General features: G+C 71.9%; 19 protein-coding genes. 9 read left to right on the forward strand and 10 right to left on the reverse strand.

Annotation, left to right across the window (positions count from 1 at the left end; all coding sequences use genetic code 11):
* Positions 1-11: 11 nt before the first annotated feature.
* Positions 12-200, reverse strand: a complete 189-nt coding sequence (locus AC07AZ_RS34225; RefSeq protein WP_478854637.1) for a hypothetical protein — start codon at positions 198-200, stop codon at positions 12-14.
* 501 nt (positions 201-701) lie between these two features.
* Here AC07AZ_RS34225 and AC07AZ_RS34230 point away from each other — a divergent pair.
* Together AC07AZ_RS34230 and AC07AZ_RS34235 are read left to right on the forward strand one after the other, a co-directional pair.
* Positions 702-1,094, forward strand: coding sequence for a helix-turn-helix domain-containing protein (locus AC07AZ_RS34230; protein ID WP_478854638.1), 393 nt, complete (start codon positions 702-704; stop codon positions 1,092-1,094).
* A gap of 82 nt (positions 1,095-1,176) precedes the next feature.
* Complete coding sequence (locus AC07AZ_RS34235; protein ID WP_478854639.1) at positions 1,177-1,587, forward strand: VOC family protein; 411 nt, start codon at positions 1,177-1,179, stop codon at positions 1,585-1,587.
* 78 nt (positions 1,588-1,665) lie between these two features.
* Here the strand turns inward: AC07AZ_RS34235 and AC07AZ_RS34240 are convergent, their stop codons facing one another.
* Both AC07AZ_RS34240 and AC07AZ_RS34245 read right to left on the reverse strand, forming a co-directional pair.
* Positions 1,666-2,829 carry a S1 family peptidase gene (locus AC07AZ_RS34240; protein ID WP_478854640.1) on the reverse strand — a complete coding sequence of 388 codons (1,164 nt, stop codon included), beginning with the start codon at positions 2,827-2,829 and terminating at the stop codon, positions 1,666-1,668.
* A 596-nt stretch (positions 2,830-3,425) separates the two neighbouring features.
* A complete protein-coding gene (locus AC07AZ_RS34245) occupies positions 3,426-3,989 on the reverse strand; it encodes a GNAT family N-acetyltransferase (protein WP_478854641.1) in 564 nt (187 codons plus the stop codon).
* Positions 3,990-4,255: 266 nt separating this feature from the next.
* Between AC07AZ_RS34245 and AC07AZ_RS34250 the strand changes: the two genes are divergently transcribed.
* The gene (locus AC07AZ_RS34250; RefSeq protein WP_478854642.1) at positions 4,256-4,546 is read left to right on the forward strand and encodes a zinc-ribbon domain-containing protein; all 291 of its coding nucleotides are present in this window, start codon (positions 4,256-4,258) and stop codon (positions 4,544-4,546) included.
* Positions 4,547-4,655: 109 nt separating this feature from the next.
* On the opposite strand, the gene AC07AZ_RS34255 is transcribed toward AC07AZ_RS34250, so the two are convergent.
* The 3 genes from AC07AZ_RS34255 to AC07AZ_RS34265 all read right to left on the reverse strand — a co-directional run bounded on the left by AC07AZ_RS34255 (position 4,656) and on the right by AC07AZ_RS34265 (position 9,847).
* Positions 4,656-6,917, reverse strand: coding sequence for a M4 family metallopeptidase (locus AC07AZ_RS34255; protein ID WP_478854643.1), 2,262 nt, complete (start codon positions 6,915-6,917; stop codon positions 4,656-4,658).
* A 382-nt stretch (positions 6,918-7,299) separates the two neighbouring features.
* Positions 7,300-8,523 carry a PP2C family protein-serine/threonine phosphatase gene (locus AC07AZ_RS34260; RefSeq protein ID WP_478854644.1) on the reverse strand — a complete coding sequence of 408 codons (1,224 nt, stop codon included), beginning with the start codon at positions 8,521-8,523 and terminating at the stop codon, positions 7,300-7,302.
* A gap of 223 nt (positions 8,524-8,746) precedes the next feature.
* Positions 8,747-9,847, reverse strand: coding sequence for a M23 family metallopeptidase (locus AC07AZ_RS34265; protein ID WP_478854675.1), 1,101 nt, complete (start codon positions 9,845-9,847; stop codon positions 8,747-8,749).
* Positions 9,848-10,437: 590 nt separating this feature from the next.
* Between AC07AZ_RS34265 and AC07AZ_RS34270 the strand changes: the two genes are divergently transcribed.
* The 3 genes from AC07AZ_RS34270 (at position 10,438) to AC07AZ_RS34280 (ending at position 12,607) form a co-directional block, all read left to right on the forward strand.
* A complete protein-coding gene (locus AC07AZ_RS34270; protein WP_478854645.1) occupies positions 10,438-10,755 on the forward strand; it encodes a hypothetical protein in 318 nt (105 codons plus the stop codon).
* A 406-nt stretch (positions 10,756-11,161) separates the two neighbouring features.
* A complete protein-coding gene (locus AC07AZ_RS34275; RefSeq protein WP_478854646.1) occupies positions 11,162-11,617 on the forward strand; it encodes a hypothetical protein in 456 nt (151 codons plus the stop codon).
* Positions 11,618-11,713: 96 nt separating this feature from the next.
* Positions 11,714-12,607 carry an SDR family oxidoreductase gene (locus AC07AZ_RS34280; protein ID WP_478854647.1) on the forward strand — a complete coding sequence of 298 codons (894 nt, stop codon included), beginning with the start codon at positions 11,714-11,716 and terminating at the stop codon, positions 12,605-12,607.
* Between the two features lie 72 nt (positions 12,608-12,679).
* Here the strand turns inward: AC07AZ_RS34280 and AC07AZ_RS34285 are convergent, their stop codons facing one another.
* Entirely contained in the window at positions 12,680-13,801 is a 1,122-nt protein-coding gene (locus AC07AZ_RS34285) for a glycoside hydrolase family 53 protein (protein ID WP_478854648.1), read from the reverse strand.
* A gap of 315 nt (positions 13,802-14,116) precedes the next feature.
* Here AC07AZ_RS34285 and AC07AZ_RS34290 point away from each other — a divergent pair, with 315 nt between their 5' ends.
* Entirely contained in the window at positions 14,117-15,313 is a 1,197-nt protein-coding gene (locus AC07AZ_RS34290; RefSeq protein WP_478854649.1) for a serine hydrolase domain-containing protein, read from the forward strand.
* 90 nt (positions 15,314-15,403) lie between these two features.
* Here AC07AZ_RS34290 and AC07AZ_RS34295 read toward each other — a convergent pair whose 3' ends face one another.
* From AC07AZ_RS34295 to AC07AZ_RS34305, 3 genes are all read right to left on the reverse strand, one after another.
* The gene (locus tag AC07AZ_RS34295; RefSeq protein WP_478854650.1) at positions 15,404-20,617 is read right to left on the reverse strand and encodes a family 43 glycosylhydrolase; all 5,214 of its coding nucleotides are present in this window, start codon (positions 20,615-20,617) and stop codon (positions 15,404-15,406) included.
* Between the two features lie 255 nt (positions 20,618-20,872).
* Positions 20,873-24,055 carry an AfsR/SARP family transcriptional regulator gene (locus AC07AZ_RS34300; RefSeq protein ID WP_478854651.1) on the reverse strand — a complete coding sequence of 1,061 codons (3,183 nt, stop codon included), beginning with the start codon at positions 24,053-24,055 and terminating at the stop codon, positions 20,873-20,875.
* Positions 24,056-24,455: 400 nt separating this feature from the next.
* Positions 24,456-24,770, reverse strand: a complete 315-nt coding sequence (locus tag AC07AZ_RS34305; protein WP_478854652.1) for an STAS domain-containing protein — start codon at positions 24,768-24,770, stop codon at positions 24,456-24,458.
* A gap of 241 nt (positions 24,771-25,011) precedes the next feature.
* Between AC07AZ_RS34305 and AC07AZ_RS34310 the strand changes: the two genes are divergently transcribed.
* Positions 25,012-25,464, forward strand: coding sequence for an ATP-binding protein (locus AC07AZ_RS34310; protein ID WP_478854653.1), 453 nt, complete (start codon positions 25,012-25,014; stop codon positions 25,462-25,464).
* 469 nt (positions 25,465-25,933) lie between these two features.
* Positions 25,934-26,137 carry a cold-shock protein gene (locus AC07AZ_RS34315; protein WP_060899524.1) on the forward strand — a complete coding sequence of 68 codons (204 nt, stop codon included), beginning with the start codon at positions 25,934-25,936 and terminating at the stop codon, positions 26,135-26,137.
* Positions 26,138-26,231: the final 94 nt, after the last annotated feature.

A 26,231-nucleotide genomic window follows, 5' to 3' on the forward strand; every position in this document is an offset into this window, starting at 1 on the left:
CGTTGCTCCCCTCAGCCCTTCTTGGGGCGCGGGGTGGGCGGGGAAAGCAGCAGGCTGGTCGTCCCGGACGACAGCGCCAGGGCCGCGCATTCCCTGCTGTCACGGAAGACGCCGTCGGACTCGGCGGGGTCGAGCACTGCTTCGAGGTCGACGTCCTGGATTCCGGTCAGCTCGTCGGTGCGGTGTTCGATGGAAGGCATACCACCATCTCCCTCTCGGTGTAGGTCAGTGAGCCTGCACAAAACAATTTGACCGTATCGGGCGAAATCATGCATAAACCCCACAAGTTAACAGAATTTACTTCTTCAACATCTCGATCGTTCAGGCACGCGGGGTGGTTGAGCTGTGAACGTCTGCTGTGCGGATGCGACATGGGGACGGCTGTGGTAGGCGGTACGTCAACTCACCGCTGCGACTGCTGGGTTGCCGCCCTGCGGTGCAGCCTGCGCGATCGGCTCCGGCTTCCTGGCGCGCGGCCGCCGACTCCCGAAGCCGGTCGCCGTGCCGACGAAACCGGGCGAGCTCACGGACCGAGACCCGCAGGGCACCGCTGCCTTACGGTCGACGCGGGCGGCGAGTGAGGTCCCGGTGCGGGGGCGTAGTGGGGCGGACAGGCCCGGGAAGCCGGCTGCTGCGGACGGCAGGTCCCGCGTCGCCGGGATCGGTGCGAGACCCGCGGGCCGGCGTGGTGGGATGGGGGCGTGAGCCGCGCCGCCGAGGACACCAACCGCCGCATGCTGCGGGCGCGGGACGCGATGGACCGCGCCTACGCGCAGCCGCTGGACGTCCCGGCCCTGGCCCGGATCGCGCACGTCTCCGAAGCCCACTTCACGCGCACCTTCCGCACCACGTTCGGTGAGACACCGCACCGCTACCTCCAGCGCCGCCGGGTGGAGCGGGCCATGTCCCTGCTGCGCGAGACCGACCGCAGGGTGACCGACATCTGCTTCGAGGTCGGCTTCGGCAGCCCGGCGACCTTCAGCCGTACGTTCCGCGACATCGTCGGCCGCTCACCGCGCGAGTACCGCAGGGCGTCGGTGGCCACGGCCGTACCCACGTGCTTCACCATGGCCTGGACGCGGCCGGGCGCCTGAGCACCCGCCCACCGGCGGGCCAGAGGCCGACTGAGCAGTTTTGGACAAGTTTCCCGCCGGCCGGCTCGGTAGCGTGACGCGCATGTTCACTTCGATCACGCACTCACAGATCTACGTCCTCGACCAGGACACGGCGCTCGACTTCTACGTCGGCACGCTCGGCCTGGAGGTCAGCGCCGACGTCGACCTCGGTTTCATGCGCTGGCTCACCGTCAACGTCCCCGGGCACCCGGACCGCCACATCCTGCTGGAGAAGCCGGGGCCCCCGGCGCTGTCCGAAGAGACGGCACAGCAGGTCCGCGACCTGCTGACGAAGGGTGCCATGGGCGGCCATCTCATCTTCGGCACGGACGACTGCCGCAAGACGTACGAGACGCTGCGGGGCCGGGGCGTCGAGTTCACCGAGGAACCCACCGAGCGCCCGTACGGGATCGACTGCGGCCTGCGCGACCCCTTCGGCAACAGCATCCGCTTCACCCAGCCGGTGGCCTGAAACGGCCCCCGGGGGCTCTTCGCTGCCCGGCGGTTCCGTCACGGCGCCGTGACGGAACCCCCGGCGCTGTCCGGTGACTCAGGTCGTGTGCAGGGTCAGCCCGTAGCGGTTGAGGATCTCGTTGACCGGCTGGAACCAGGTCTCCCCGCCGGACGAGCAGTTGCCCCAGCCTCCCGAGGTGACCCCCTGGGCCTGGTCGCCGCTGATGAACGAGCCGCCCGAGTCACCCGGCTCCGCGCAGACGTTGGTCTTCGTCATCTGGTGCACCGCGCCCTGGCTGTAGTTCACCGTCTCGTTCCTGGCGAGCACGGTGCCGCAGTGCCAGTGCGAGGTGGAACCGGAGCGGCAGATCGAGGCGCCGATCGGTGCCTCGGCCGAACCCCGCACCAGCTGGTCCGACACGGTGCCCCAGCCGAGTACGACCGGCACCGTCCACCAGCCGCTGCCCACGCTGACCCAGGCGTAGTCGTTGTCGGGGAAGGACGAGCCCTGGAAAGCGCCGACGTAGGAGTGGTCCCAGCCGCTGACACCCGCGCCGGGCTGCCCGCAGTGGCCGGCGGTCACGAAGCCGCCGTACACCGAGAAGCCTATGGAGCAGCGGACGTTGCCGGTGTAGTAGGGGTCGCCGCCGACCGTTCCCGCGGCGAAGGTCCGCGGGGCGGACGCGACGGTCCGCACGGCGACGGGGCCGGCCGCGCGGGCACGGGCGACGAACGCCTGGACATCGTTGTCGGACCGCCGGTCGCCGACGACGTCCACGACGACCGTGCTGGCAACCGGGTCGACGTGCCAGCCGCTCACACCGGAGGGCGCGGCCAGTTCGTCCAGCCGGTGTGTCGCCGCGTCGAGGCGGCGCGCGCTGTGCCGCACGGTGCGGACCGCGGCGCCGGTGGAGCGGACGGCCCGTACGGTCGCGGCGGGGGCGTCGGAGGTGAGGGCCACGGTCAGCCGCTCGCTTCCGGCGTCGAACCACGATCCGCCGTAGGCGGAGCCTGCGGTGCGCCGTGCCTCGGGTTCCAGGGCGGTGGCGGCGCGTTCCGCCGCGAGGCGTGCCTCGGCGCGGGCCGGTGACAGTCCGAGGTCCCGTTGCATCGCCTCGATCAGGCCGGCCGAGGCCGCGGGGGCTTCGGCCCGGGTGGGGGAGGATTCTCCGGCCGAGGCCGGCAGGGAGCCCGCGGTGGCCCAGCTGCCCAGCATGAGCAGGGCGGCGAGGCCGGTGCGCTTGAGTCCGTTTCGTCTCACAGGGGTTGCCCTTCGTCGTTCCAGCGAGGTGGGGCGGAACAACCGCATTCTGAGAGCGCTCTCATCGTGGTTGGGGCGAGCGTAGACCCGCTTTCCTGTCAGGTCCATACCAATGTGAGACACGGTCTTCCCACCGGCGGCCCGTGCCGGGAATCCCCGGCGCGGACCACGGAGCTGTGCTGTGCGGCGCCGACCGCGTCAGGGTCGGACGCAAGTCCTGGTGAGGATCTCCAGGTGTGGCCGTCGGGGTCGGTGGAGTAGGAGTCGTGCGTGACGCCGTTGCCGAGGTCGACGGGAACGAACGGTCCGAACGGCCCCGGCCGGAGCACAGGATCGGCCGGACAGTGGATCGGCCGGACAGTGGATCGGCCGGACAGTGGATCGGCCGGAACAGCGGATCGGCCGGAGCGCCGGATCGGCCGGAGCGCCGGATCGGCCGGAGCGCCGGATCGGCCGGAGCGCCGGATCGGCCGAAGCACCAGGTCGGCCGGCGCGCCGGACCGGGTCCGATCCCCTGTCTGCGCACCGGATCGACCGCCCACCGGACCGAACGGAGCGCAGCGAGAGGTCCGCCGAACGGCGCCGGCGGCGAAGGCTCACCGTTCGCCGGGGGCTCCCGGCTGTGACCGGGCGAACTCGTCGGCGAGCAGGCCCAGCATCACCAGGTCGTGGTGGCGGCCGGCGAAGAACACCTGGTCCCGCAGACGCCCCTCCTCCACGAACCCGAGCCGCCGGTGGAGGATCAGCGACGCCTCGTTGTGGGCGAACACCCGCGCCTGGCACTTGTGTTGGCGCCGCTCGCCGAACATGAAGCGCAGCAGCATCACCACCGCCTCGGTCGCGTAGCCCTTGCGCCGGTGCTCGGCGCCCAGGGTGACGCCGTACTCGAACCAGCCCGCGCGGGCGTCGGCGTGGTGGACGCCGACGGAACCCACCGCCTCGCCCGTGTCGAGGGCCTCGATCACCAGGGCGAAGCGGTCGCCGTCGGATCCGGCGACGGACTGCTCCTTCGCCCAGGCGCGGAAACTCCCGGCGGAGCGGGGCGGGCCGAGCAGATCGCCCAGTCCCTCCTCGTCCGCGGCGAAGCCCATGAAGGCCGTCCAGTCGTCGGGCTCGATGCCCCGCAGGCGTACGCGTGTGCCGGTCCAGAACGATGCCATGCCCCATCCGATCACGTTGCGGGCCGGGATGCGGGCCCCTTCCGTGCCTCGGCCGGAACCCTTGATCGGCTTACGCGCGGGGCCAGTTGGCGACTGGACGCGCCCGCGCGCCGTGCTCCGCCGACCCGGCCGGCGCCGCCGTGCGCGGTCCGGCCGGACCCCGGCTGGTCGGAAGCACGGCCGGCGGTGCACGAGACTGTGTCCGACCGCACCGTGCCACTCGCCGGCCGGTACGGGCAGGCACTGATCCGGGAGGGACCAACACAATGATCATCTTCGGCACCAAGGGATACCTGTACCAGCTCGCGATACTGACGCTGGTGTGCGGCCAGTGCGGCAATCCGTCCGCGCACACGCTTCGGAAGCGCGTCACGAAGTTCACGCTGTTCTTCGTGCCGCTGTTCCCGATCTCCACGAAGTACGCCACGCAGTGCACCTTCTGCGGCGCCGAGCAGAAGATCACCAGGGAGCAGGCGGAGCAGCTTCAGGCGCAGGCTGCCGGCGGCCTCGGCGGCCAGCCCCAGGGGCAGGCGCAGCAGCAGCCGTACCAGTCCTGACACGCGGCGCACGGCCGGCCGGGTCCGGCCGTCCGCGCGCGTCCGCCCGGACCGTGAGCCGGTCCGGGCGGACGCCGCCGGGGATGCCGGCGGGTGTGCGCTCAGCGGGTCAGGGGGTCAGCTGCCACTGCCGGATGTAGCCCACGTCGATGGACGCGAGGTCCCGGACCCGGAGTTTCCAGGTGCCTTCCACCGGCTGGGCGGAGGCGTTCACGGTGAAGGTCTGGTCGACGTTGTCCGCCGAGCCGCCGCTGCGGTTGAGGAGCGGGTACACGGTGCCGTCGGGGCCGACCAGGTCCACGGTCAGGTCGCCGCGGTAGGTGTGCACGATGTCGACGTAGACCTGCGTGGTGGCGGAGGCGCTGCCGGGGCGGCCCGTGATGGTGATCGGTGACTCCACGGCCGCTCCCGCGTCGGGGATGTCGACCCGGGCGGAGTTGGCGTAGACGTAGGCGATCCGCCAGTCGAAGTCCGCGGTGACGGACGCGCCGGTGCTGTCGGTGACGGTGACGGTCACGGCGCTGGTCCCGGCGGTGGTGGGGATGCCCGAGATCCGGCCCTGTCCGTCGATGCTCAGGCCGTCGGGCAGACCGGCCGCCTCGTAGGTGAGGGTGGCGTCGGTGTTCGTGGTGTACGCGTCGACCTGCAAGGCGACTTCCTGACCCACACCGCTGACCTGGTCGGCGAGGGGGGCCACGTTGACGCCCAGCGCGATCCGGTCGCCCACGTTGATGGCGGCCCAGGCGTCGGCGACGGCGAGGTAGGTGTCGCTGTACGCGCCGAAGAGGTCGGCGGCGGCCTGCAGCGTGGCCACACGCGCCGCCGCGTAGTTGGTCGACGAGGTCATGTACGTCGTCAGCGCCCGGTACCAGATGCGTTCGGCGTTCGAGATGCCTATGCCGGTGACCGGAGCGCCGTCGAAGGTCGGGCTGTCGTAGGAGACCCCGTTGACGGTCTTGGCGCCGCTGCCCTCGGAGAGCAGGTAGAAGAAGTGGTTCGCGGGGCCCGAGGAGTAGTGGACGTCGACGCTGCCGAGGGTGGAGCTCCAGTAGTCGCGGGAGGCGCCGTCCCGGGAGGGCTTGTCCATGTAACGCAGCGGGGTGCCGTCGCCGTTGATGTCGATCTTCTCGCCGACGAGGTAGTCGGGGACGTCGGCCGGCAGGTCGGCGTGGAACTCCACGGCGGCGGCGAAGATGTCCGAGGTCGCCTCGTTGAGACCGCCGGACTCACCCGAGTAGGTCAGGCCCGCGGTCGCGCTGGTGACGCCGTGGCTCATCTCGTGCGCGGCCACGTCGAGAGAGGTCAGCGGGTGCGTGTTGCCCGACCCGTCGCCGTAGGTCATGCAGAAGCAGCTGTCGGACCAGAAGGCGTTGACGTAGTTGCTGCCGTAGTGGGCCCGGCTGTAGGCGGCGACGCCGTCGTTGCGGATGCCGTTGCGGCCGTGCACGTCCTTGTAGTAGTCCCAGGTCGCCGCCGCACCGTAGGCCACGTCGACACCGGCGGTCTGCCGGTCGGCCTGCGTGCCGTCGCCCCAGACATCGTTGTCGTCGGTGAACAGCGTGCCGGTGCCGGAGGTGCCCTGGTTCAGGTCGTACGTGCGGTGACCGGCCCGGTCGCCGTCGACGAGCTGGTACGTCGAGCCCGACAGCGTGGTGCTGAGCGGAACCGGGCCGTTGAACTGTCCGGTGCCCGTTCCGGTGTGCACGCCCTCGTACGCCTGGAGCGTCTTGCCGGACGCCGCGTCGGTGACGACGTGGAGTTCGCTCGGTGTGCCGTCCTGCTGGACGCCCTCGACCACGGTCTCCCAGGCCAGGACCGGTTCGGCGGCGACGGCCCACACGACGAGCCGGGGTGCCGCACCGACGGTGACCCGCTCGGCGTCGGACTTCTCCGCGGTGGCGAGCGCCTTGCTCCGGGCGGCGGCGGCGCTCACCCGGGCCTTGGCGGACGGGACCGAGAGGTCCTTGTCGGTCGCCGTGGACACCGTGGTCCTGCCGTTGTCGACGTGCACCACGAGGTCGCCGCCGAGGACGGGCAGTCCGTCCCAGGTGCGGTCGTAGCGGGTGTGCGTGGTGCCGTCCGCGTCCTGGACGATGTCCTTGACCAGCAGCTTTTCTCCGGCGCCGAGGTCGAGCCGGCGTGCGGTGCCGGCCGCGGCGGCCTTGGCCTTCTTCAGCAGGGAGGTGCGCCGGGCGGGAGACATCGCGGCGGGGGCCGCGCCGGCGCGGGGCTGGGCGCTGATCCGGGCCGGGCCGCCGGGGTCCGCCGGGGCGCCGGAGGCACTGCCGCTCTGCAGGACGACGGTCATCAGGGTCGTGGCGGTGGTGAGGGCGAGGGCCGTGGTGTATCTCAGCCGGTGGGGCTGGGGCAAGGTCTTCTCCTTCTGCGACGGGACCGGCCCGTGGGTGCAGGCCGGTGGGGCGGGCCGGCGGGACACGGCCGGTCCGGGTTCGCTGAACGGAAGGGAACGCCGCACTGCCCGCCCGGCGCGGGAGTTCGCGCCGGCGGTGGCGTGCGACAAGGGGAGGTGGGGGAGTGAAGGTGGGGGAGAGAACGTGGGGGGCGTGAACGATCGGTGAACGTCCGAAAGAAGGGTGACATCCGGCACACAGGATTGTCATGGATGTGACAACACAACGGCTTGAACTGACCATTGCGTACTGCGAGTTCATCACCCGAAGGAGAGGTTTCCGGCCGAAGCCGGGAGCACGCCCGCGGACGGGCACAGGTGCGGGGACGGAGGGTCTCACGGCTCAGCCGCGGTGTTCCTCACCGGTCCGGCGCCGCAGCAGGGGAGCGGGGTCAGGGCCCGTCGGTGGAGCGTCCGGGAGGAGACACGCGAGGAGGACGGCGGTGTCGTCGTGCAGGCGGCCACGGCTGTGGCCGAGCAGGTCCTCGTGCAGGCGGTCCAGCAACTCCCGGGGCGGCAGCGGCCCCCACGACCGGACGCGCTCCAGGACGGGATAGAAGGAGCCGCCCGGGTCGCGGGCCTCGGTGACGCCGTCGGTGTAGAGCAGCAACTGGTCGCCGACCAGCAAGGCGTGCTCGTCCACGCGGTACGGTTCCGCGACGAGCACCCCGAGATTGAGCGGCGGCGCGGGCCGGGTCGCCTCCAGCTCCCACACCTGGCCGGAGCGCAGGAGCAGCGGCGGCGGATGCCCGCAGTTGACGATCCGGACGACACGGGCGTCCGCGACGATCTCCGCGAACACAGCGGTGACGAAACGCTCGCCGATCTCGCTGCCGGGGAGCTGCGCCGCCCGGCGGTTCATGCTGGTCTCCACCCGGCCGGCCAGGGCGGGAAGGTCGCGTTCGTCGTGCGCGGCCTCACGGAAGGCGCCGACCAGGGCCGCGGCGGTCTCCACCGCGAGCAGACCCTTGCCCCGGACGTCACCGATCAGCAGACGTACGCCGTGCCGGGTCGGCACGGCCTCGTAGAGGTCACCGCCGATGTGCGCCTCCGCCGCGGCGGACAGGTACAGGCTCTCCAGCTCGATGGTGCCCACGCGGTGCGGGAGGGGACTCAGCAGGACGCGCTGCGCGATGCCGGCCACGAACCGCACGGTGGCGAGCGTGCGTTCACGCCGGGTGCGGTGGGCGGCCAGGATCGCGGCCAGGGCACCGACCAGGACGGTGCAGCAGTACGCGGCGACGTAGTGGCGGTCCCAGAGGTAGCCGACGGAGCGTCCCGCGCAGCACGGTGTGCCCGCCAGCACCCCCTCGAACCCGACGGCGAAGAGGGTGATGCCGGCGACGGCCATGACCCCGTGGGCGAACGCGGCCACGAGCGGGAGCGCGACCAGGAGAAAGCTCACGGGCCACTCGACGGGCGTCACGGGTTCGATCACCAGGACGGCGGCGACGTAGAGGACGGGAAGCCAGCGCATCCAGCGGGGCGCGGCGGGGAGTACCGGGCCGCCCCCGCCCGGCCGTGCCTCCCGGCGGCTGCCCGCGGTGTCCCGGCCGGGCCGCCTCACCGACCGCTCCCGCACGACGGCACCGGCGGGCCGGTCAGGCGTCGCGACGCGGGGTCCGGGAGCGGTCGACACGCCTGACGGCTCGGCTGACGCAACCTGCACACACGGAACTCCCGGCACCCGATCCTGGCAAGAGGTCCAGCCTCCGGTGCCGCGCTACGGCGTGCCGGTCATTGCTCCGGTCAGCGGCATGTCCGGCGGGGCGTTCGCCGGCCGCCGTGGGTCATCCGCCGGGCGAGAGCCAGGGCAGCGGATCGGTGTAGCGCCCGTCGTAGATGACCTCGAAGTGCAGGTGGGGGCCCGTGGACAGACCGGTGGACCCGGCCAGGCCGATCGGCGTACCGGCCTGCACCGTCCGGCCGACGGTGACCTGGAGGGCCGACAGGTGGCTGTAGGTCGTCTCCAGGCGTTTGCCGCCGACGGTGCCGTGGTCGACGACGACACGGTTTCCGTACGCCTTGGTCAGCGCGGCGAACACCACACGGCCGGGCGCGGCGGCGGTGACCTGCGTGCCCTGGGCCGCGGCGAAGTCGACCCCGGTGTGCAGCTTGGTCACCCCGGTCAGCGGGTGCACGCGGGACCCGAAGGGCGAGGTGACGGTGAGGGCGTTCAGCGGCGCGACCAGCACACGGCCCGTCGCCGTCGCGGTGCCTCCGCCGGACGTCTCCTGGTCGGCGGCCTTGTAGCGGGGCAGCAGGTCCTTCACCTCGGTGACGTAGACGCGCGCGTCGGCCGGCACGCGGCCCGCCTCGGTCACCGCTCTCGTCCCCTCCGCGTACGCGGCGAGGGTGAGGTCCACGAGGTCCCCGTTGACGGTGCCGTCGGTTCTGAGGTCGGTCACCTTCCCGGCGAGTGAGCAGTCCTGCCGGCCGAGGGCCATGATGGCGTCCGCCGGATCGCGGGGCGACGCATGCCCGTTGCCGTCGTCGTCCTTCCCCCAGTTCCGCCATCGGGCGTCGGTGAACCCCGCGATGCCCTTCTCGCCCGACAGCCGGCCGTCGCCGTCGTGCCAGCCGGAGAGCTGGTCGATCTGCGCGGCGAGCAGCGACGGCGTGACCACCGTGCAGCCCGAGGCCGCCCTGCGCAGCCACGGCAGGTAGGACGGGTCGAGGTGGGCGGCGGCAGCGGGCCCGGAGTCGGTCTCCTGCGGCCAGATGGTGGACAGGCCGCCGGTCAGGGCGAGGTAGCCGGACACCCCCACCAGCGCGGTGAGTCCCGGCAGGACCAGCAGCGTGAAGAGTCCGGGGCCGCGCCGGCCGCGCTTCCCGGCCCGTTCGGACGGCCCGGCCGCCTCCGCCCGCTGCGCCGCGGCGGGCTCCGTCACTTCCTGGGCCGCCTCGGCCTCCTGGGCCGCACCCCGTCCGTGGGGTGCGTCCGGTCCGTAGAAGGCCTCCCGTCCCTGGGGTGCGCCCCGGTCCGCAGCCTGCCGGTGCGGTGCCTTGTGATCCTCCGCCTGTCTCGCGTCCGGCCGGGCGTCGGTCACCTGGGGACTCCGACGGCTCCGTGCGCTGTGGCGCGACCGGACGCCGGTGCCGGTTCCCGCGGAAACAAGGTGCTCACGGGCGGACGCTAACGCCGTACCGCCGCGGAACCACGAGGCGCGGAGGCACGGTGGCCTGCCCGAACGGGCAGAGTGCGTGTCCGTTCCGGCGCGTGGACCGGCGTGCCGCGGTGGCGTTCCCGAGCCGTCCGGCGCGCTGTACCTGATCGGGTCGGCATTCCCGGCCGATGGCGGGGCAGGCGGACCGGGTGCGAGCCGGCAGCAGGCGGAGGATCGTCAGGAGGACGTGCCATGCCGGCGCGGGCGCCGACCGGCGTCATGCGGCCGGTCGACCGTCTCCCGGCCCGTACGGACCATGTCCTGTCCGCCCCGCGCCGCAGCCGGCGTCCGGCGGACCCGCGGAAGGAGTCCCTGTGACCACGTTCGTCATCACCGTGCCCGGCACGTTCGTCCACGGCATCTCCGAGGACGCCCGCTCCGGCGTCGAGCGCAGCCTCCGCCCCCGGGACCCGAAGAACACCGACCTGGGCGAGAGCGAGGAGCTGAGCCTGCTGACGGTCGACGAGGACGGCATGTTCGTGGCCCGCGTGGAGGTCGAGGCCGCGGACCAGTCGGGGGCCGAGAGCGAAGCCGTGCGCCTGGTGTCCGCGGCGCTGCGCGACAGCGGCGTCAGCGAGGCGGACGCCCCGCTGGGAGCGGCGATCGTCACGGGCATCGACAGCGAGTTCTGACGCACGGGAGGGCGGTCTCCCCGGCCCGCCGAGTCCGCGCTCACCCCACCGTGAACCGGAACGCCCCGCGCTCGCGCCCATGGACAGCCAGAGGCGGCCCTCCTCCCTGACCAGGCGCAGGGCGACGTGGGCGCAGCCGGGGCGTGAGGCCGGGCTCGGGGCCGTGGACGTGCCCGGCGAGCGGACCGGCCCGGTTGGTCCACACCGGAGTGGGCACTTGGCGGTGCGGCGCGGCAGTGTGGTCGGGAGTGAGGTCGGGCGGGTTCGGCGTCGTCCGGTCGCACCGGCACCCGGCCCCGCCCTGCCTCCCTGCCGCTCCGGCGGAGGGGGCTCGCGGAGCCCGGCCCGCTCCGCCGACACCGCCCCGCCACCGTTCGGGGCGGCCGCGAGACGAAGGGAGACGGACATGCAGCAGTACGGCCCGGACCGGGACCACCGGCGCCCCGAAGGGGTCAGTGACGAGACCGTGGAGGCACTCGGGGCGCTGTCCAAGGCGCTGGAGACCACCGAACGAGCCAGGGGGCACCTCTACGGATTCCACCAGCTGACCGGGACCGCGGACCTCGAACTGGACCGGGCGGTCGAGCTGTTGCGCAAGGCGGGCCACGAGGAGTGGGCGGAGCGGGTGCGCACGGAGATCCTCGGCCGCAACGTCATTCCGGGGCACTGGACCTTCCAGATCGTCGAGGCGTACGACAACACCTACCACCAGCCCTTCCGGACCCTGGAGCGGGACGCCGTGGACCAGTTGGCGCAGGGCCGCGACCACCTGTACGAGGCGGAGATGAAGGAGTCCCGGCGCACCGCCGGCCACCCCGATCACACCGCCCGGCCCGAGGTGCCTCCCGAGCCGCGCCGGTGAGCGGCGGGGCCGGGGGCCGGTGGGACGACGGCGGGCGAACGGAGGGGCGGGCGGCCGGACCACGGAGCGTATGCGGGAGCGCGGAGGGACGAGCCTGTGGGTGACAGTCCGCTCGACGGCCGTATCGTCGTGGTGACCGGGGCGGCGCGTGGCGTGGGAGCGGCGCTGGCGAGGGAACTCGGCTGTCGCGGCGCACGGTTGGTGCTGCTCGACCACGACGGACCGGCGCTGGAGAAGACGGCCGCCGCGCTGCCGAACGCGGCCCTGGCCCTCGACGTCGACGTCACCGACTACGCGGCGCTGGGCGAGGCCGCGGAGATGGTCCGCAGCCGTCTCGGTCATCCGTCGGTGGTGGTGGCGAACGCGGGCGTCGCCGAGGGCGGTCCCTTCGCCCTGACGGAGCCCGAGACCTGGCGCCGGGTGATCGACGTGAACCTGACCGGGAGCGCCCAGACGGCCCGGGCGTTCCTGCCGGACCTGGTGGCGACGGCCGGCTACCACCTGCAGATCGCCTCGCTGGCGGCGATCGGTGCCGTACCGATGATGAGCGCCTACTGTGCCTCGAAGGCGGGCGTAGAGGCCTTCACCCACGCCCTGCGGGCCGAGGTGGCACACCAGGGGGTCGCGGTGGGTATCGCCTATCTCAACTGGACCGGCACCGACATGATCCGCGACACCGACCGGTTCCTGGCCCTGCGGGAGCTGCGCGGCCGCATGCCGTCGCCCGCCCGGCGGGTCAGCCGGGTGGAGGCGGTGGCCGAGCGGCTGGCGCGCGCTGTGGAGAGCCGGAGCACCGCCGTGTACGTTCCGGCCTGGCTGCGTCTGGTACAGGCCGCGCGCGCCGCGGTGCCGCCGGTCGTGCTGCGGGTGTCCCGCCGCGATCTGCCCCGCCTCCGGGACGGGGAGCCGGTGCGTTCCTCGGGCCTGCTGGGCGCAGGCGGCCGGGCCGACCGGGCGGCGACCCGGCGGCGTACGTCCCGCCCCGAGTGAGGCGTACGCCACCGGGTGTCCGTCGCGCGGGCGCGGCGCGGGGCGCTTATCCGGGCGGGGCCGAGCCAGGTGTCATGGTGTCCACCTGATGTTCGGGTTGACCTGGCCGGTCCAGTTGAAGATGGCCATGTTGTCCCAGCCGTCCCCGCTGTTGGCGATGTCGGCCGGGTCCCATCCGTTGCCGGCGACCGCGTACCACGTGGGTTCCCAGTAGAAGACGCCGATCGCGCCGGAGCTGCGGGCGGTGTTCTGTACGGCGGTGAAGTTGTCGGCCTGCCCCTGCCAGCTGAGCGGGTAGCCGGAGCAGCCGGAGGTGACCGAGTTGGTGGTGCTGTCGGCGTTGGCCGAGGTGAACGGGTAGGCCGTCTCGGCGATGACGACGTCCTTGCCGTAGCGGGACTTCATGTCGGAGACGACGCTGCCCATGTTGGCCAGGGTGCCGTGCCACGGGCAGTAGTAGGACAGTCCCGTGACGTCCCAGTTGACGCCCTTGGCCTTGATGCCGTCGTAGAACCAGCGCGCGTGTGCGTCGCTGTCCGAGTTGGCCGTGTGGATGATCACCTGGGTGCCGCTGTTGCATGCCTTGGTCGCGTTGTAGCCCGACTTGAGGAGCAGGCTGACGTTGGTGAAGTCGTTGTTGACGACCTTGCCGTCGTCCCACAGCATGCCCACGTTGATCTCGTTGCCGATCTGCACGCTGTCCGGGGTCGTGCCCTGGGACTTGAGGCCGGTGCAGACGTCGTAGGTGTAGTTGTAGACGTCGGTCTGCAGCTGGCTGATGCCGTGGCTGGACCAGGCCGCGGGTTTCTTCTGGTTGCCCGGGTCCGCCCAGGTGTCCGAGTAGTGGAAGTCGACCAGCAGTTTGAGTCCCTTGGCCTTGACCTGTTTCGCGTACGCCAGCACCTTGGCCTTGTTGTTGTAGCCGCTGGCCGGGTTGTTCCAGACGCGCAGGCGGACGTAGTTGACGCCGAGGCCCTTGAGGATGTCGAGCGGGTCCTTGGCGGTGCCGCTCGCGTCGTAGTACTTGGCCCCGAGGTCGAGGGCTCGCTGCGCGGTCGAGACGTCGGCGCCGAGCATGCTGAGCGTGCCGGCGGCGGAGGCCGGCGTGGGTGTGGTGAGCAGGGACGCGGGCAGGGCGACCGCGGCCAGGAGCAGGGCGGCCTTCACTGTGCGGCCCGGACGGCTGATGGGCATCCCGACCTCCTTCGATCGAGACGGTGCCATGCCGGACCAGTGGCCTGGCATGTGCATGCGAGTTCCGTGAACGTTCACAGTAGAAGTGGCGACCATGGCTGTAAATAGTTGTGTCGGCTGCATTTCAAGCAGGTGTACTGCGGGATGCTTCTGTACTCCACTTTGGGTACGTGCACAGGAAATGGCACAGGCTCGGCACAGTCGCCACCCCGAAGTCGCGCGGTCCGACGGCAGGCGTCCGCCGTACGGGTCGCGGGCGGTTTCGATCGGAGTGTTGCCGCCGAGGCGTTGTGCGCAGCGGCCCATAGTGCCCGTATGACGTGTACCCGCACGGCTGTGCTCTGCGCCGCCGCCCTCCTCGCCGCCACCCTGCAGACCACCGCCGCGACCGCCGACGCCGGCTCCCGCGACGAGGCGTGCGCCGCCACGCGGCACCCCGGGGACCAGGCCCGACAGGTCCTCGACATCGTCCGCGAGGCCCGCCGGGACCTCGACCTCAAGGCCGCCCTCGTGCGGGTCACCGTCGACGGCCACGAACTCGTCACCGGGGCGGTCGGCGAGTCCCTGACGGACGTACCCGCCACCCCCGCCATGCACTTCCGCGCCGGCTCCGTCGGCATCGCCTACCTCGGCACCGTGCTGCTCCAACTGGTCGACGAGCACAGGGTGGACCTCGACGAGCCCGTCTCCCGCTGGCTGCCCGGCCTGCCGCACGCCGACGAGATCACTCTGCGCATGCTCGGCGACTCCACCTCGGGCCTGCACGACTACGTCACCGACCCGGTCTTCCTCAAGAAGCTCTACGCCGACCCGTGGCAGCACTGGACCCCCGAGAAACTGGTCGGCATCTCCACCCGCCACCCGCTGTGGTACGAGCCCGGCACCAACTGGAGCTACTCGCACGCCAACTTCGTCCTCCTCGGCCGTGCCCTGGAGGAGATCACCGGCACCCCCCTCGAACGGCTCCTCGAAGAACGCGTCATGAACCCCCTCGGGCTGCGCAACACGCGCGACAACCACACCGCGCTCATCCCGCCGCCCGTCCTGCACGCCTACGACTCCGAACGCGGCACCTACGAGGAGTCCACCTCCTTCGCCCCGTCCTGGACCACCGCCCCCGGCGCGGTCCTGACCACCGACATCTGTGACCTCGCCCGCTCCGGGCAGGCCATGGGGTCCGGTGAACTGCTCTCCCGGCGGGCCTTCCGCACCCAGCTGAACCCGGGCACGGTCGGCCTCGGGCACGCGACGAAGAACTGCCCCGCCACGGTCTGTGTGCCGATGACCGAGAAGTTCCACTTCGGACTCGGCGTCGTCGTCAAGAACGGCTGGGTGCTGCAGAACCCGTCCTTCTTCGGCTACGCGGCCGTGATGGCCTACGAACCGCAGCAGCGTCTGTCCGTCGCGGTGTCCACGACCGTGGGCCCGGACGCCCCGGGCGGCAACACCGCGCAGACGGTCACCGAGCGGATCGCGGAACTGCTGGCCCCCGACCACCCGCTCGCGGACTGACACGGCGACGACCCGCGGCGACGGCAGGTCCGCGGGTCGTGCGAACGCCGGGTCGCGCTCGGCGAGCGTGAGTGCGACCCGGCGTGATCGTCAGCGGCCGCCGACGGTGATGACGCCCTTCACCTTCGCGCCCGTGAGGTTGTCGTAGACGACCTCGCCCGTGGACTTCCTCCAGATCCTGACGCGGAAGGTGTCCGGGTGGTCCGTGACGGTGACGCGCACGCCGTAGCCCGCGGCGCCGCGCACGGTTCCGGACCCCTGGTACACGGCCCGGGAGCCGGTCACCACGAGCCAGTCGGAGCCGGTGGAGCGGAAGGCGAGGCCGGCCCGGCCGAAGTCGAACCTGACCCCGCCGGTGGGGACGGTGGCCCTCTTCGGGTAGAACGCGGTGAACGAGAAGGACGCCTTGCCGGTCAGGCCGGGCCGGGCGGGCCAGGCGCCGGCCGGGGAGTCGAAGACGCCGGTGCCGAGCGCGGGCCCGGCGGCCCGGTCGTAGACGACGACCTCGGGAAGGGTCCTGCTGTCCGAGGCGCCCTCGTCGTCGGTGACGGTGATCACCGGGCGGTGGATGCCCGCCTCGGCGTAGACGTGCCGAGCCGTGCAGCCGGTGGCGGTGACCGTGCCGGGCCGCGGTTTCGTGCCGTCCTTCCAGTCGACCGCGCAGGTGTGGGTGTCACTCGTGCCGGGGTCGGTGAACCCGGCGGTGACGGTCGCCCGCCCGCCGGCCGGCAGCGCGGAGCCAGGGCCGGCGGCCGAGGTGATGACCGGCTTGGCGTTGGCGACCTCGACGCGCACCGTGTCGCTGCTGCGGCCGCCGGTCAGGGTGGCCTCGAAGGTGCCGTCGTCGGTGCAGGTGAGCGTGGTGACGGCCGCCCGGGGGTCGGCGAGGGCGCACGGCGTGCCGGCCCCGACCGTCCACTTCGCGTCGCCCGCCCCGGAGACCGTGCCGTTGAGCCGGATCGCCGCGCCCTCGGTGCCGCGGGCGTCGGGGCCGGCGTGCACGACGGTGACGGGGTCGATGCTCGTGAGGGTGGGGACGACCTTCTTGATCAGTCCGTCGGAGTCGAACTCCATCCTGTCGATGGTGGTCTCACGGTGGGTGCCGTCACCGCCGGGGATGGCGAAGCGGTGGTAGGCGATGTACCAGTCGTCGGTGTTGGGCACGTGCACGACCGAGTGGTGGCCGGTTCCCCTGATGCCGAGGGAGAGGTCCTTCTCCAGGATCACGCCCCGCTTGGTCCAGGGGCCGGTGGGGGAGGTCCCGGTCGCGTACGCGACGCGGTAGTTCTCGTCCCGGGTGTCGTTCTCCGACCACATGAGGTAGTAGGTGCCCCTGCGCTTGACGACGAAGGAGCCCTCGTTGTATCCGCTGGGGGTGATGTCGGTGACCTTCGAGGTGTCGATGGAGGTCATGTCGTCGTTCAGCGGAGCCACATAGGCGTGACCGTTGCCCCAGTAGAGGTACGACTGTCCGTCGTCGTCGGTGAACACGGCCGGGTCGATCATCTGGCCGCCGAACTGGCCCTGCTTGAGCAGTGGTTTGCCCAGGACGTCCTTGAACGGGCCGGTCGGCGAGTCGGAGACCGCGACGCCGATGTTCGCGTCGGCGCAGAAGTAGAAGTAGTACTTGCCGTTCTTCTCGGTGATCGTCGGCGCCCAGGCCCGGCTGTCGGCCCAGGAGACGTCCGGCCCGAGGTCGAGGATGACGCCGTGGTCCTTCCAGTGGACCAGGTCGGTGGAGGAGTACGCCTTGAACTGCGTGCCGCTCCAGCCGTCGAAGCCGTCGGTGGTCGGGTACAGGTAGAAGGTGTCGCCGAAGCGGACGATGTTCGGGTCGGCGTTGAGTCCCGGCAGGACCGGGCTCTTCATGACCAGTGCGGCCACGGTCCAGGTCCGCTTCTTGCCGTCGGACCCGGTCACCTCGTACGTCACCGGTTTCGTGAAGTCGTGGACGCTGCCGGAGGCGGGGCTGATCGCCGCGCCGTGGGCGAGGGTGAACTCCGGGGCGAGGGCGGTGAGATCGGTGCCCTCCCGCATCGGCAGGGTGATCCTGGTGTCCGCGTTGTCGATGATCGCGTCGACCTTCAGTGCCGGGTGCGTCGCCCTGGCGATGCCCGCGGTGTTGCCGCTGAGCTCCATGACCTCCGCGGCGGACAGGGCCCGGTCGTAGATGCGGAAGTCGTCGACCTCGCCGCCGAAGTACGGGTCGCCGGAGTACAGGGACCGGCCGATGTAACCGCTGTAGTCCTTGTTCGCGTCGTACAGCTCGGACGGCTTGATGGTGGTCGTCGTGCGGGCGGCCTCGATGCCGTCGACGTAGAGGACCATCGTGCCGGTCGGACCGTCGAGGGTGACGGTGACGTGCCGCCACTCGCCGGGCGTGAGCTGCGAGCCGGCCGTCAGCTTCGACTCAGCCGACCAACTGGCCTTGCTGATCGCCGAGTAGAGGCTGGAGCCGCCGTTGGAGGGGGTGGCGAAGAGGTACTTGTCGCTGTCCGGGCCGAGTCCGAACAGCCACTGGAAGCTGTCCCCGCCCTTCCACTTGGCGTAGGTGGACACGGTCACGCTGTCGGTGTTCTTCAGCACGCCGTTCGGGATCTTCACGTACGGCGAGGTGGTGGAGGTGCCGGAGCCGCCGGCCATCCGGAACGAGCCGCCCTCGACGCCCGTGCCGAAGTCCGGCGTGTGCACGTAGGTGCCGTGGTAGCCGTGTCCGCTGGAGTCGCGGGCGACGGTGCCGCCCGTCTCGTCGAAGTCGTAGTGCAGGAGCAGGTCGGCCGGGATGTCCGCGCCCTCCTGCGACACGGTGACCTCGGCCTGGACCGGGATCGCGGCACCGTCCGGGAGGCTGCCGGTCACGGTGAAGGTGCCGGGCCGCGCGTACTTCGACGCCGGGACGTCGTCCCAGGTGACGGCGGTGGGCCGGTCGGCTCCGTCGGCGTACTTCGCGATCACCGTGGCCGGCAGGACCGGTGCCTGGCCGGTCCTGGTCCGCACCTTCACACTCTCGACGCTCTCCACCAGCTGGTCCGGCTGGTAGGCGCGCAGCAGCCGGTCGTACTCGGCCTGGGTGACCGGCAGGACCGTGCCGTGGCGGGGCTTGGCCGGCAGGTCGTAGTCGGCGACCGGGGTCCAGGTGCCGGAGGCGAGGTCGGTCGTCTCGAAGGGGATGTAGCCCCGGCCGCCGAACTCGTCGAGGAACGCGTACCACTTCTCCTCGGTGTTGGACTTGAACACCAGCGGGCCTTCGGCGGCGGTCATCGCGCCCTTGCCGATGCCCTCGGCGACCGGGTCCCAGGACGGGTTCAGGATCGAGTCGCTCTTCTCCTGGAAGATGAACTTGCTGTTGGGGGTGGAGGAGCTGTTGTTCCGCTCGTCCTTGGAGAGGCGGTAGTACGTCCCGTCGTGCTGGATCATCGTGGAGTCGATGACCGAGTAGCCGCGGTCGATCCAGACCTTCGGCGCGCTGAAGGTGTAGAAGTCGCGGGTGGTCGCGTACATCATGCGGTTGTAGGTGTCGCCGGAGTGCGCCTCGTTGTCGTACAGCTTCGACGCCCAGAAGACCACGTACTCGCCGCGCTGCGCGTCGTAGAACGCCTCGGGCGCCCAGGTGTTGCCGGCGCTGTCGGGTGAGATCTTCACCAGCCGCTGGTCCGTCCAGTGGACCAGGTCGGTGGACTCCCAGATCATGATCGACTTGCTGCCGGTGCGCTGGGCGGCGTCCCAGTCACCGTTGCCGTAGATCCGCAGGTCGGTGGCGATCTGGTAGAACTTGTCGCCCTCGGGGGAGCGGATGATGAACGGGTCGCGCAGGCCCTTCTCGCCGAGTGTGGAGGTGAGGACCGGTTTGCCGTCGTTCAACTCCCGCCACTTCAGCGGGTCGTCGCCCTTGCTGAGCGCGGAGTACAGCTGTTCGCCGTCCGAGGTGCCCTCGCCGGTGAAGTAGCTGAACATGTAGCCCTTGAGGGCCTGTTCCGCGGGGAGTTCGGGCACCTTGGCGGTGAGCGTCCGGGTCGTGGTGGCGGAGCCCTTGGTGACGGTGGCGGTCAGGTCCACGGTGGTGGCGCCCTCGCCGTGCGCGGGGCGGTGGACCGTGCCGTCGGCGGCGACGACGTCCGGCGCGGCGGAGGACCAGGTGACGTCGGTGCCGTAGGAGCCGGTCGTCGGCAGGGTCAGGTTGCCGCGGACGTCGTCGAGGTCGTGGACGGTGAGGGCGGCGGCGGCCTGTCGTGCGGCCGTCTCGTCGTCGAAGGCGGCCAGGACCGTGACGTCGAAGGTCCTGGTGTCGCTCAGCGTGCCCTTGGTCAGGGTCGCCGTGAGGGTGGCGTGGCCGTCGGGTGCGCCGGCGGCGGGACGGGTGACGTTGCCGGTGGCGGAGACGACGGCGGGGTTGTCGCTCGTCCAGCTGATCGTGGAGCCGCCGGCCGTGCCGGTGCGCGGCAGGTCGAGGTCCGCGGTGACGGCACCGGTGTCGCCGAGGCTGAGGGCGGCCTTGTCGTCGGCCAGGCCCTGGGTGGCGACGGGCAGGGCGAGCTGCTCGACCTCGTCGCCGGCCAGTGCGCGGTCGTAGACGCGGAAGTCGCGGATGGTGCCCTTGAACAGTTTGTCGCCCGAGTAGACGGACTTTCCGAGGTAGTTGGCGGTGGTGGTGCCGGAGCCGATGGCGCCGGGGGTGGTGGTGACCGACGTGTTGCGGCCGACCACCGCGCCGTCCTCGTACAGCACTCCGGTGGTGCCGGTCTGGGTGTAGGTGAGGTGCTTCCACACCGAGCGGGCCAGGTTGTGCGCGTCGGCGGGCCTGGTGGTCTGCTCCGTCGACCAGTTGCCGGTCGCGACGGAGGTCCGGTAGGAGTTCCCGGTGGTGAACAGGTAGCCGTCGCCGTTGCCGCCGCTGGAGTTGCCGAAGCCGTAGATGAAGTACGGCGTGGTCTGGGCGGAGTCGATCAGCACGTCCATCGAGACGGTGATCGCGTCCATGCCCTTCATGACGTCGTTCGGCACCTTGACGTAGGTGTCCGAGCCGTTGAACGTGAGGCCCTGCCCGGTGGCGGACCAGTCGGGGGTGCCGTTCACCGTGCCGTCACGGCCGTGTCCTGAGGCGTCGGGGACGGTGCTGCCGGAGGCCGCGTCGAGTTTGTACCAGAGGGCCAGACCGTCGGTGACGGTCGCGGTCTGCGGGGCGTCCGCCGCCTGCGCGGGGAGGGCGGGCGCGGCGAGGCCCAGGAACAGTGACGCTGCGGTCAGACCGGCGAGCCGGCCCACCCGGCGTCCGGCGCGGGTGCGCAGACGTGCGGTGTACGTCATGTCGGGTTTCCCTGCTGGAGCATGGCTGATGGGGGGAGGCGGGAAGGCGTGGGGGAGCGGGCCGGCAACGCGGGCCCCGCCCGTGGGCGCCCGCCGTTTCGGCTGTGTGACGTCGTGTTGCGAGAGTGTCAATCGGGGTGAGGTGCAGCGTCAAGAGTTTTCGAACAATGTCCGATGGGTCGAACGTGAAGGAGTGTCGACCTCTCAACCACCGTGACAAGCGGCCGACTTGACGCACTCCCGCCCGATGTGGCGTCAGACGTCCCGGACTTCGCCTTCGGTCTCGTCCTTGCCGTCGCCGTCGGCGCCGCCTTCGCCTTCGCCCTCTGTCGGACGGTCCGCCGCGAGGGACAGGAGGGTCTTGCGGACCTCCTCCGCGCGCGGGGACCGCAGAGTGGTGTAGAGGGACAGGGCCTCACGCAGGTGACGGCCGGCTTCGGCCGGCTCGCCGGTCGCGCGCCGGACACGGGCCGTCCCGATGTGGGCGCGGGCCTGTTCCTCCTGCTCGGCGATCTCCCGCGCCGCAGAGAGGGCGGCGGCGTGCGCGTCGAGGGCCTCGGCCTGCCGGCCGGCGCCGTGCAGGGCCTCGCCGAGGCCGTTGAGGGCGCCGGCCTCGCCGTAGCGCTCACCGGTACGGCGGAACAGGTCCAGGGCCTGCCGCTGGTACCCGGCGGCCTCGTCGTACCGGCCGAGGCCGCACAGCGCGTCGCCCAGGTTGGTCAGCGCGTGCCCCTCGCCCCCGGCGTGGCCGAGCCGCCGGAAGAGGGCGAGCGCCCGCTCGAAGTGACCGGCCGCGGCCGTGGGGTCGCCCAGCCGCGCCACCACGATCCCCAGGTTCCCGAGGACGCTGGCCTCCCCGAAGGCGTGCCCCGTCTGCCGGTACAGGACCTGCGCCCGCCGGTACCGCTCGATCGACGCCTGATAGTCCTGGAGCAACTCGTGGACGATGCCCAGGTTGTTGAGTACGTCCGCCTCACCGTGCGCGTCGCCCTCGGCGCGGAACAGCTCCACCGCTCTCTCGTGGTGCTCGGCGGCCTCCCGGTAGTGACCGCGCAGCTCGTGCAGCACGCCCACGTTGGTCAGATGGCGGGCCTCTCCCGCCCGGTAGCCGATACGACGGCACAGGGCGAGGGCCTCCTCGTGCCGGCGGTGCGCGCTCCCGTAGTCCCCGAGCCGCCGGTGGACCGCGCCCAGACAGGCCAGGACGTCGGCCTCGCCGCGTGCGTCACCCGTCGAACGGGCCGCGCGCAGGGCGTGGGTGTGGACGGTCAGGGCGTCGGCGTAGTGACCCGACCGCTCGTAGTGGCGGTGCAGGGTGGTCGCGAGGCGCACGGTGTGCCGGGACGGCCCGGGCTCCTCGGTCCGCGAGCACAGCGCCACCAGGGTGGGCTGGGCGGCACGCAGCCACGCCCGGCACTCCTCGGCCGTGCGCAGCGGCGGCAGGCCGGTGGCGGGCAGGTCGACGGCGGGACGCAGATGCCGTTCGGCCGGGTACAGCACGTTCATGGCCGCGGCGGACGCCGCCAGACAGTGGTCCAGCAGCCCGGCCAGGGCGCTCTCCCGGTCCGCCGCCGGGTCGTGGCGGCCGGCCAGTTCCGCGGCGTACGCGCGCAGCAGGTCGTGCATGGCGTGGCGGCCCGGACCGGTGCGGTGCAGCAGGTGCGCCCGGTCCAGCACGTCGAGCGCCCGCCGGGCGCTGTCGGCGGAGATTCCGGCCATGGCAGCGGCGGAGTGCGTGTCGACCTCGGGCCCCGGATGCAGGCCCAGCAGCCGGAACAGCCGGGCCGGCAGCTCGGGCAGGCGCTCGTACGACCAGGAGAAGACGGCGCGGACCGCCGCCCGGGGATCCCCGTCGCCGGAGTCCAGCAGGTCCAGGCGCCGCCGGCGGTCGCGGAGTTCGGACACCAGACCGGTCAGCGGCTCGGCCGGCCGTGACTGCACCAGTTCGGCGGCCACCCGCAGGGCCAGCGGCAGCCGCCCGCACTGCTCGGCCAGCGCCGCGGCAGCCGCCCGCTCGGCCTCGACGCGCGGCCCGATCAGCGTGTGCAGCAGGGCCAGCGCGTCGCCGGGGGACAGAACGTCGAGGACGATCCGGTGCGCACCGTGCACCGACACCAGGGACGCCAGTGTCTCCCTGCTCGTGATCAGCACCCTGCACGTCGGGCTGCCCGGCAGCAGGGGCCTGACCTGGGCGGCGGAGGCGGCGTTGTCCAGGACGACCAGCAGGCGCCGTCCGTCGACGGCCGTGCGGTAGTGCGCCGCCCGGTCCTCGAGACGCAGCGGAATGTCCTGGCCGGGCGTGCCCAGCGCGGTGAGGAACCCGGCGAGGGCCTGGGCTGCGGAGACCGGTTCCTCGGGGTCGTAGCCCCGGAGATCCACGTAGAGCTGCCCGTCGGGGAAGGCGTCGCGCACCCGGTGCGCCCAGTGGACGGCCAGCGCGGTCTTGCCGACCCCCGCGGTACCGGACACGGCGGAGACGACCACCGCCGCCGTACGGTCACCGCCCTCTTCGGATGCGAGGTGCCGGGTCAGTTCGGCCAGTTGCTCGGTCCGGCCGGTGAAGGGACGTACGTCCATGGGCAGTTGCGCGGGAGCGGGTACACCGGAGACCCCGCCGGTGCCCGCGGAAGTGACCGGCGGCCCTTCGGGGTCCGGGGCATGACCCGCCCCTGGCTGCCGCGCCCGCGCCGAGTCGCTCAGCAACTCCTCGGCAACCGCCCGCAGTTCACCGCCCGGTGCCATGCCCAGCTCCTCGGCGAGCCGGCGGCGGACCTCGGTGTACACCGTCACCGCCTCGGCGGACCGGCCGGCGGCGGCCAGGCCGCGTACGAGCATCGCCGCGAGAGGCTCCGAGAGCGGATGCTCCGCCATCAGGGGGTACAGGAGACCGGGTACCTCCCGCGCTCCGCCCCGGCTCAGCACCGCCCGCGCCCAGGCGGTCGCGGCCTCGACGCGCTCATGGTTCCAGGCGGTCCGCGTCCGCTCGGCCCATCCTCCCGGCAGCCCCGCCAGCGGCACACCGCGCCACAACCGCAGCGCCTCCTCCAGGAGCTTGGCGCGCTGCCCGTCGGAGCGGTGGGGCGCGCGTCCCTCCGCGACCAGAAAGCGGAAACGCAGCAGGTCCACGTCGTCCTCGTCGGCCTCCAGGACGTATCCGCCGGAGATCCTGCCGATGCGGATCGGCGCCTGTTCGCCGCCGCCCGCGGACGCCGCCTCGTCGAGGAGCTGCCGCAGCCGGCTGATGTGCGAGTAGAGCACCGACCGGGCCCCGCCGGGCGGGGCGGCGTCCCAGACCCGGTCGATCAGGGTCTCCACGGCGACGGGCCGCCCCGCGTCGGCGGCCAGGGCGGCGAGGACGGTACGCCGGCGTGGCTGTCCCAGGTCGAACCCGCGCTCCGCGACCCGCAGTTCGAGAGGGCCGAGTAAGTGAAGACGCATCGGGGTCACAGGGCTCCGGCAGCGGCAGGGTGGCGCGTCGGCGGTGTTCCTCGTCCGCCGCGCTGAAGCCGGGATTCCACACGCCCTCCGAACCGTCCGCTGCGTGGCCGGCGACGCAGCGGCCGGCGCAAGGTTTTCGCAAGGTCCACCGTAGATCCTCCTGTCACCGGCCGTCAGTCGTACTGCCGCACGAATAGCCGCAGCAGGAGTCGCTGACGGCGGGTTCCGCCCGCGCGCTCTCCGGGCGGCCCGCGGACCGGTCGCCGTGGCCCCTGCTGCACGGGGTTCAGCAGGAAGCCACGGCGTACCCGCGCATGACACCGCACGGGGCCGGGCGCCGCCGCGGCTCCCCCCTCCGGGGGCCACCGGGCCCCGGAGGGGGGAGGCCGCCGTCCCCCGCTCAGGCGAGGGCGTCCCGGACGGTGGGGTAGCAGGGGATGACCGTGTCGAGGCCCACGAGCTCCAGGGTGCGAAGGACGGTGCCCTGGACGCCGGCCAGCCGCAGCCAGCCCCCGTCCGGGACGGCCCGCTGAGCGGTGATGAGGGTGTTGATGCCGCTGGAGTCGATGAAGGTGACCTGACCGAGGTCGATCACGATGCGGGGGCCGGCCGTCTCGTCGGCAGGCGGGAGGGCGTTCTGCAGGGGGGACGCCGTCTGGTAGTCGATCTCGCCGTGGACGGTGAGGACGGTGACGCCGTCGACGGTGTCACGCACGACCGACAGCCTGCCGTGCCCCGCTGTGTCCGGGTTGTCTACCACAGTCTCCCTCTGCAACCTTCGGTCAAAGCCCTAGCCAACGCTTCTCCGGTCATCTGTGCCCAGCGATCTTATGGCTGACGCCGGTGACGGGCCTATGCACAGGTTCGTTCCGGGGCGCGTGGGGGTGAAGAACCGGGGTATCCGAACCGGCGTGCATCGCATCGAAACAGTGGTACGGACGAAACCCGATGGGTCGATGGAGGGTTCCTTCGTGCCGTATCCCGACCCCGTCGAGTTCACGGCCGCCCTGGAGGGGGACGGTGGCTCGATAGCCGAGGCCCGCCATATGGCGGCCGACTTCCTCATCCGTCTCCAGACGGAGCTGGGCCTGCCGGTGACCGCGCGCGCCATGGACCTGACGCAGCTGGTGGTCAGCGAGCTGGTCACCAACGCCTACAAGTACGCGCAGGGCCCGGCCCTGCTGTGCCTGCGCGTGGTCGGTTCCGTGGTGGAGATCGAGGTCTGGGACAGCGACCCGGTACTGCCGGTGGCGCGGGCGGCGGATCCCGGGCGGGTGGGCCAGCACGGCCTGGAGATCGTGATGGCGGTCGTGCAGCGGTTCGACGTGCGGCGCGAGCCGGTCGGCAAGCGCATCACGGCGTACATCCCCCTGCTGGACGACCCCATGCCCCCGGCCGTCGAGTCGTAGTTCCCCCGGACGGCCGAACGAGGTGCGCGGGCGGGCTCCGAGGAGCGTCCCACCGAAGCGGTCGCCCGCCCGCCGGGCCGTCCACGGGCGGCCCGGCGGAGTTCCCGCGCGCCCCCGGAAAGGGGCATCCGGAGTAAAGGTGACGTACCTGCTCGCCGCCTCCGTCGGTCGCACCGTGCGCCGCGAAGGTGGAGGTCAGTGCGGCCCGAGCGCGGTCGGTGCCCGAAATGATTCGGTAGGGGTGGGTGAGGTGTACGGAAACCGCGGTGGATCGTGCGACCCGGTGCAGATCATGGACGTTGCTCTCTGGTGAGAGGCTGTTTCGCCGTGTAGCGTCGCTCTCAGATGTCGTGGTTCGCAGTACCTGCCCGCGCTTTGGCGCGGGCGCTTTGCTGTGCAGTGCTGGACCAGGGCGATCACCTCCAGGGCCGCGCGGTGCGGTTCCTGACATCGACTGAGAGGCACGAGCATGGCCAGCGGAACTGTCAAGTGGTTCAACGCCGAAAAGGGCTTCGGTTTCATCTCCCAGGACGGCGGCGGCCCGGACGTCTTCGCCCACTACTCCAACATCAACGCCTCGGGCTTCCGTGAGCTCCAGGAGGGCCAGGCGGTCACCTTCGACGTCACCCAGGGCCAGAAGGGCCCGCAGGCGGAGAACATCACGCCTGCGTGACCTCATGTGTGACCGGGTCCCGGGGGGGGGGGGGCCCCCAGGCCCGGTGCGGGTGGGGGGTGGGTGGCGTGGAGGGGAATGGGGCGGGGGGGCG

It is taken from the genome of Streptomyces sp. NPDC043878, assembly GCF_056435735.1.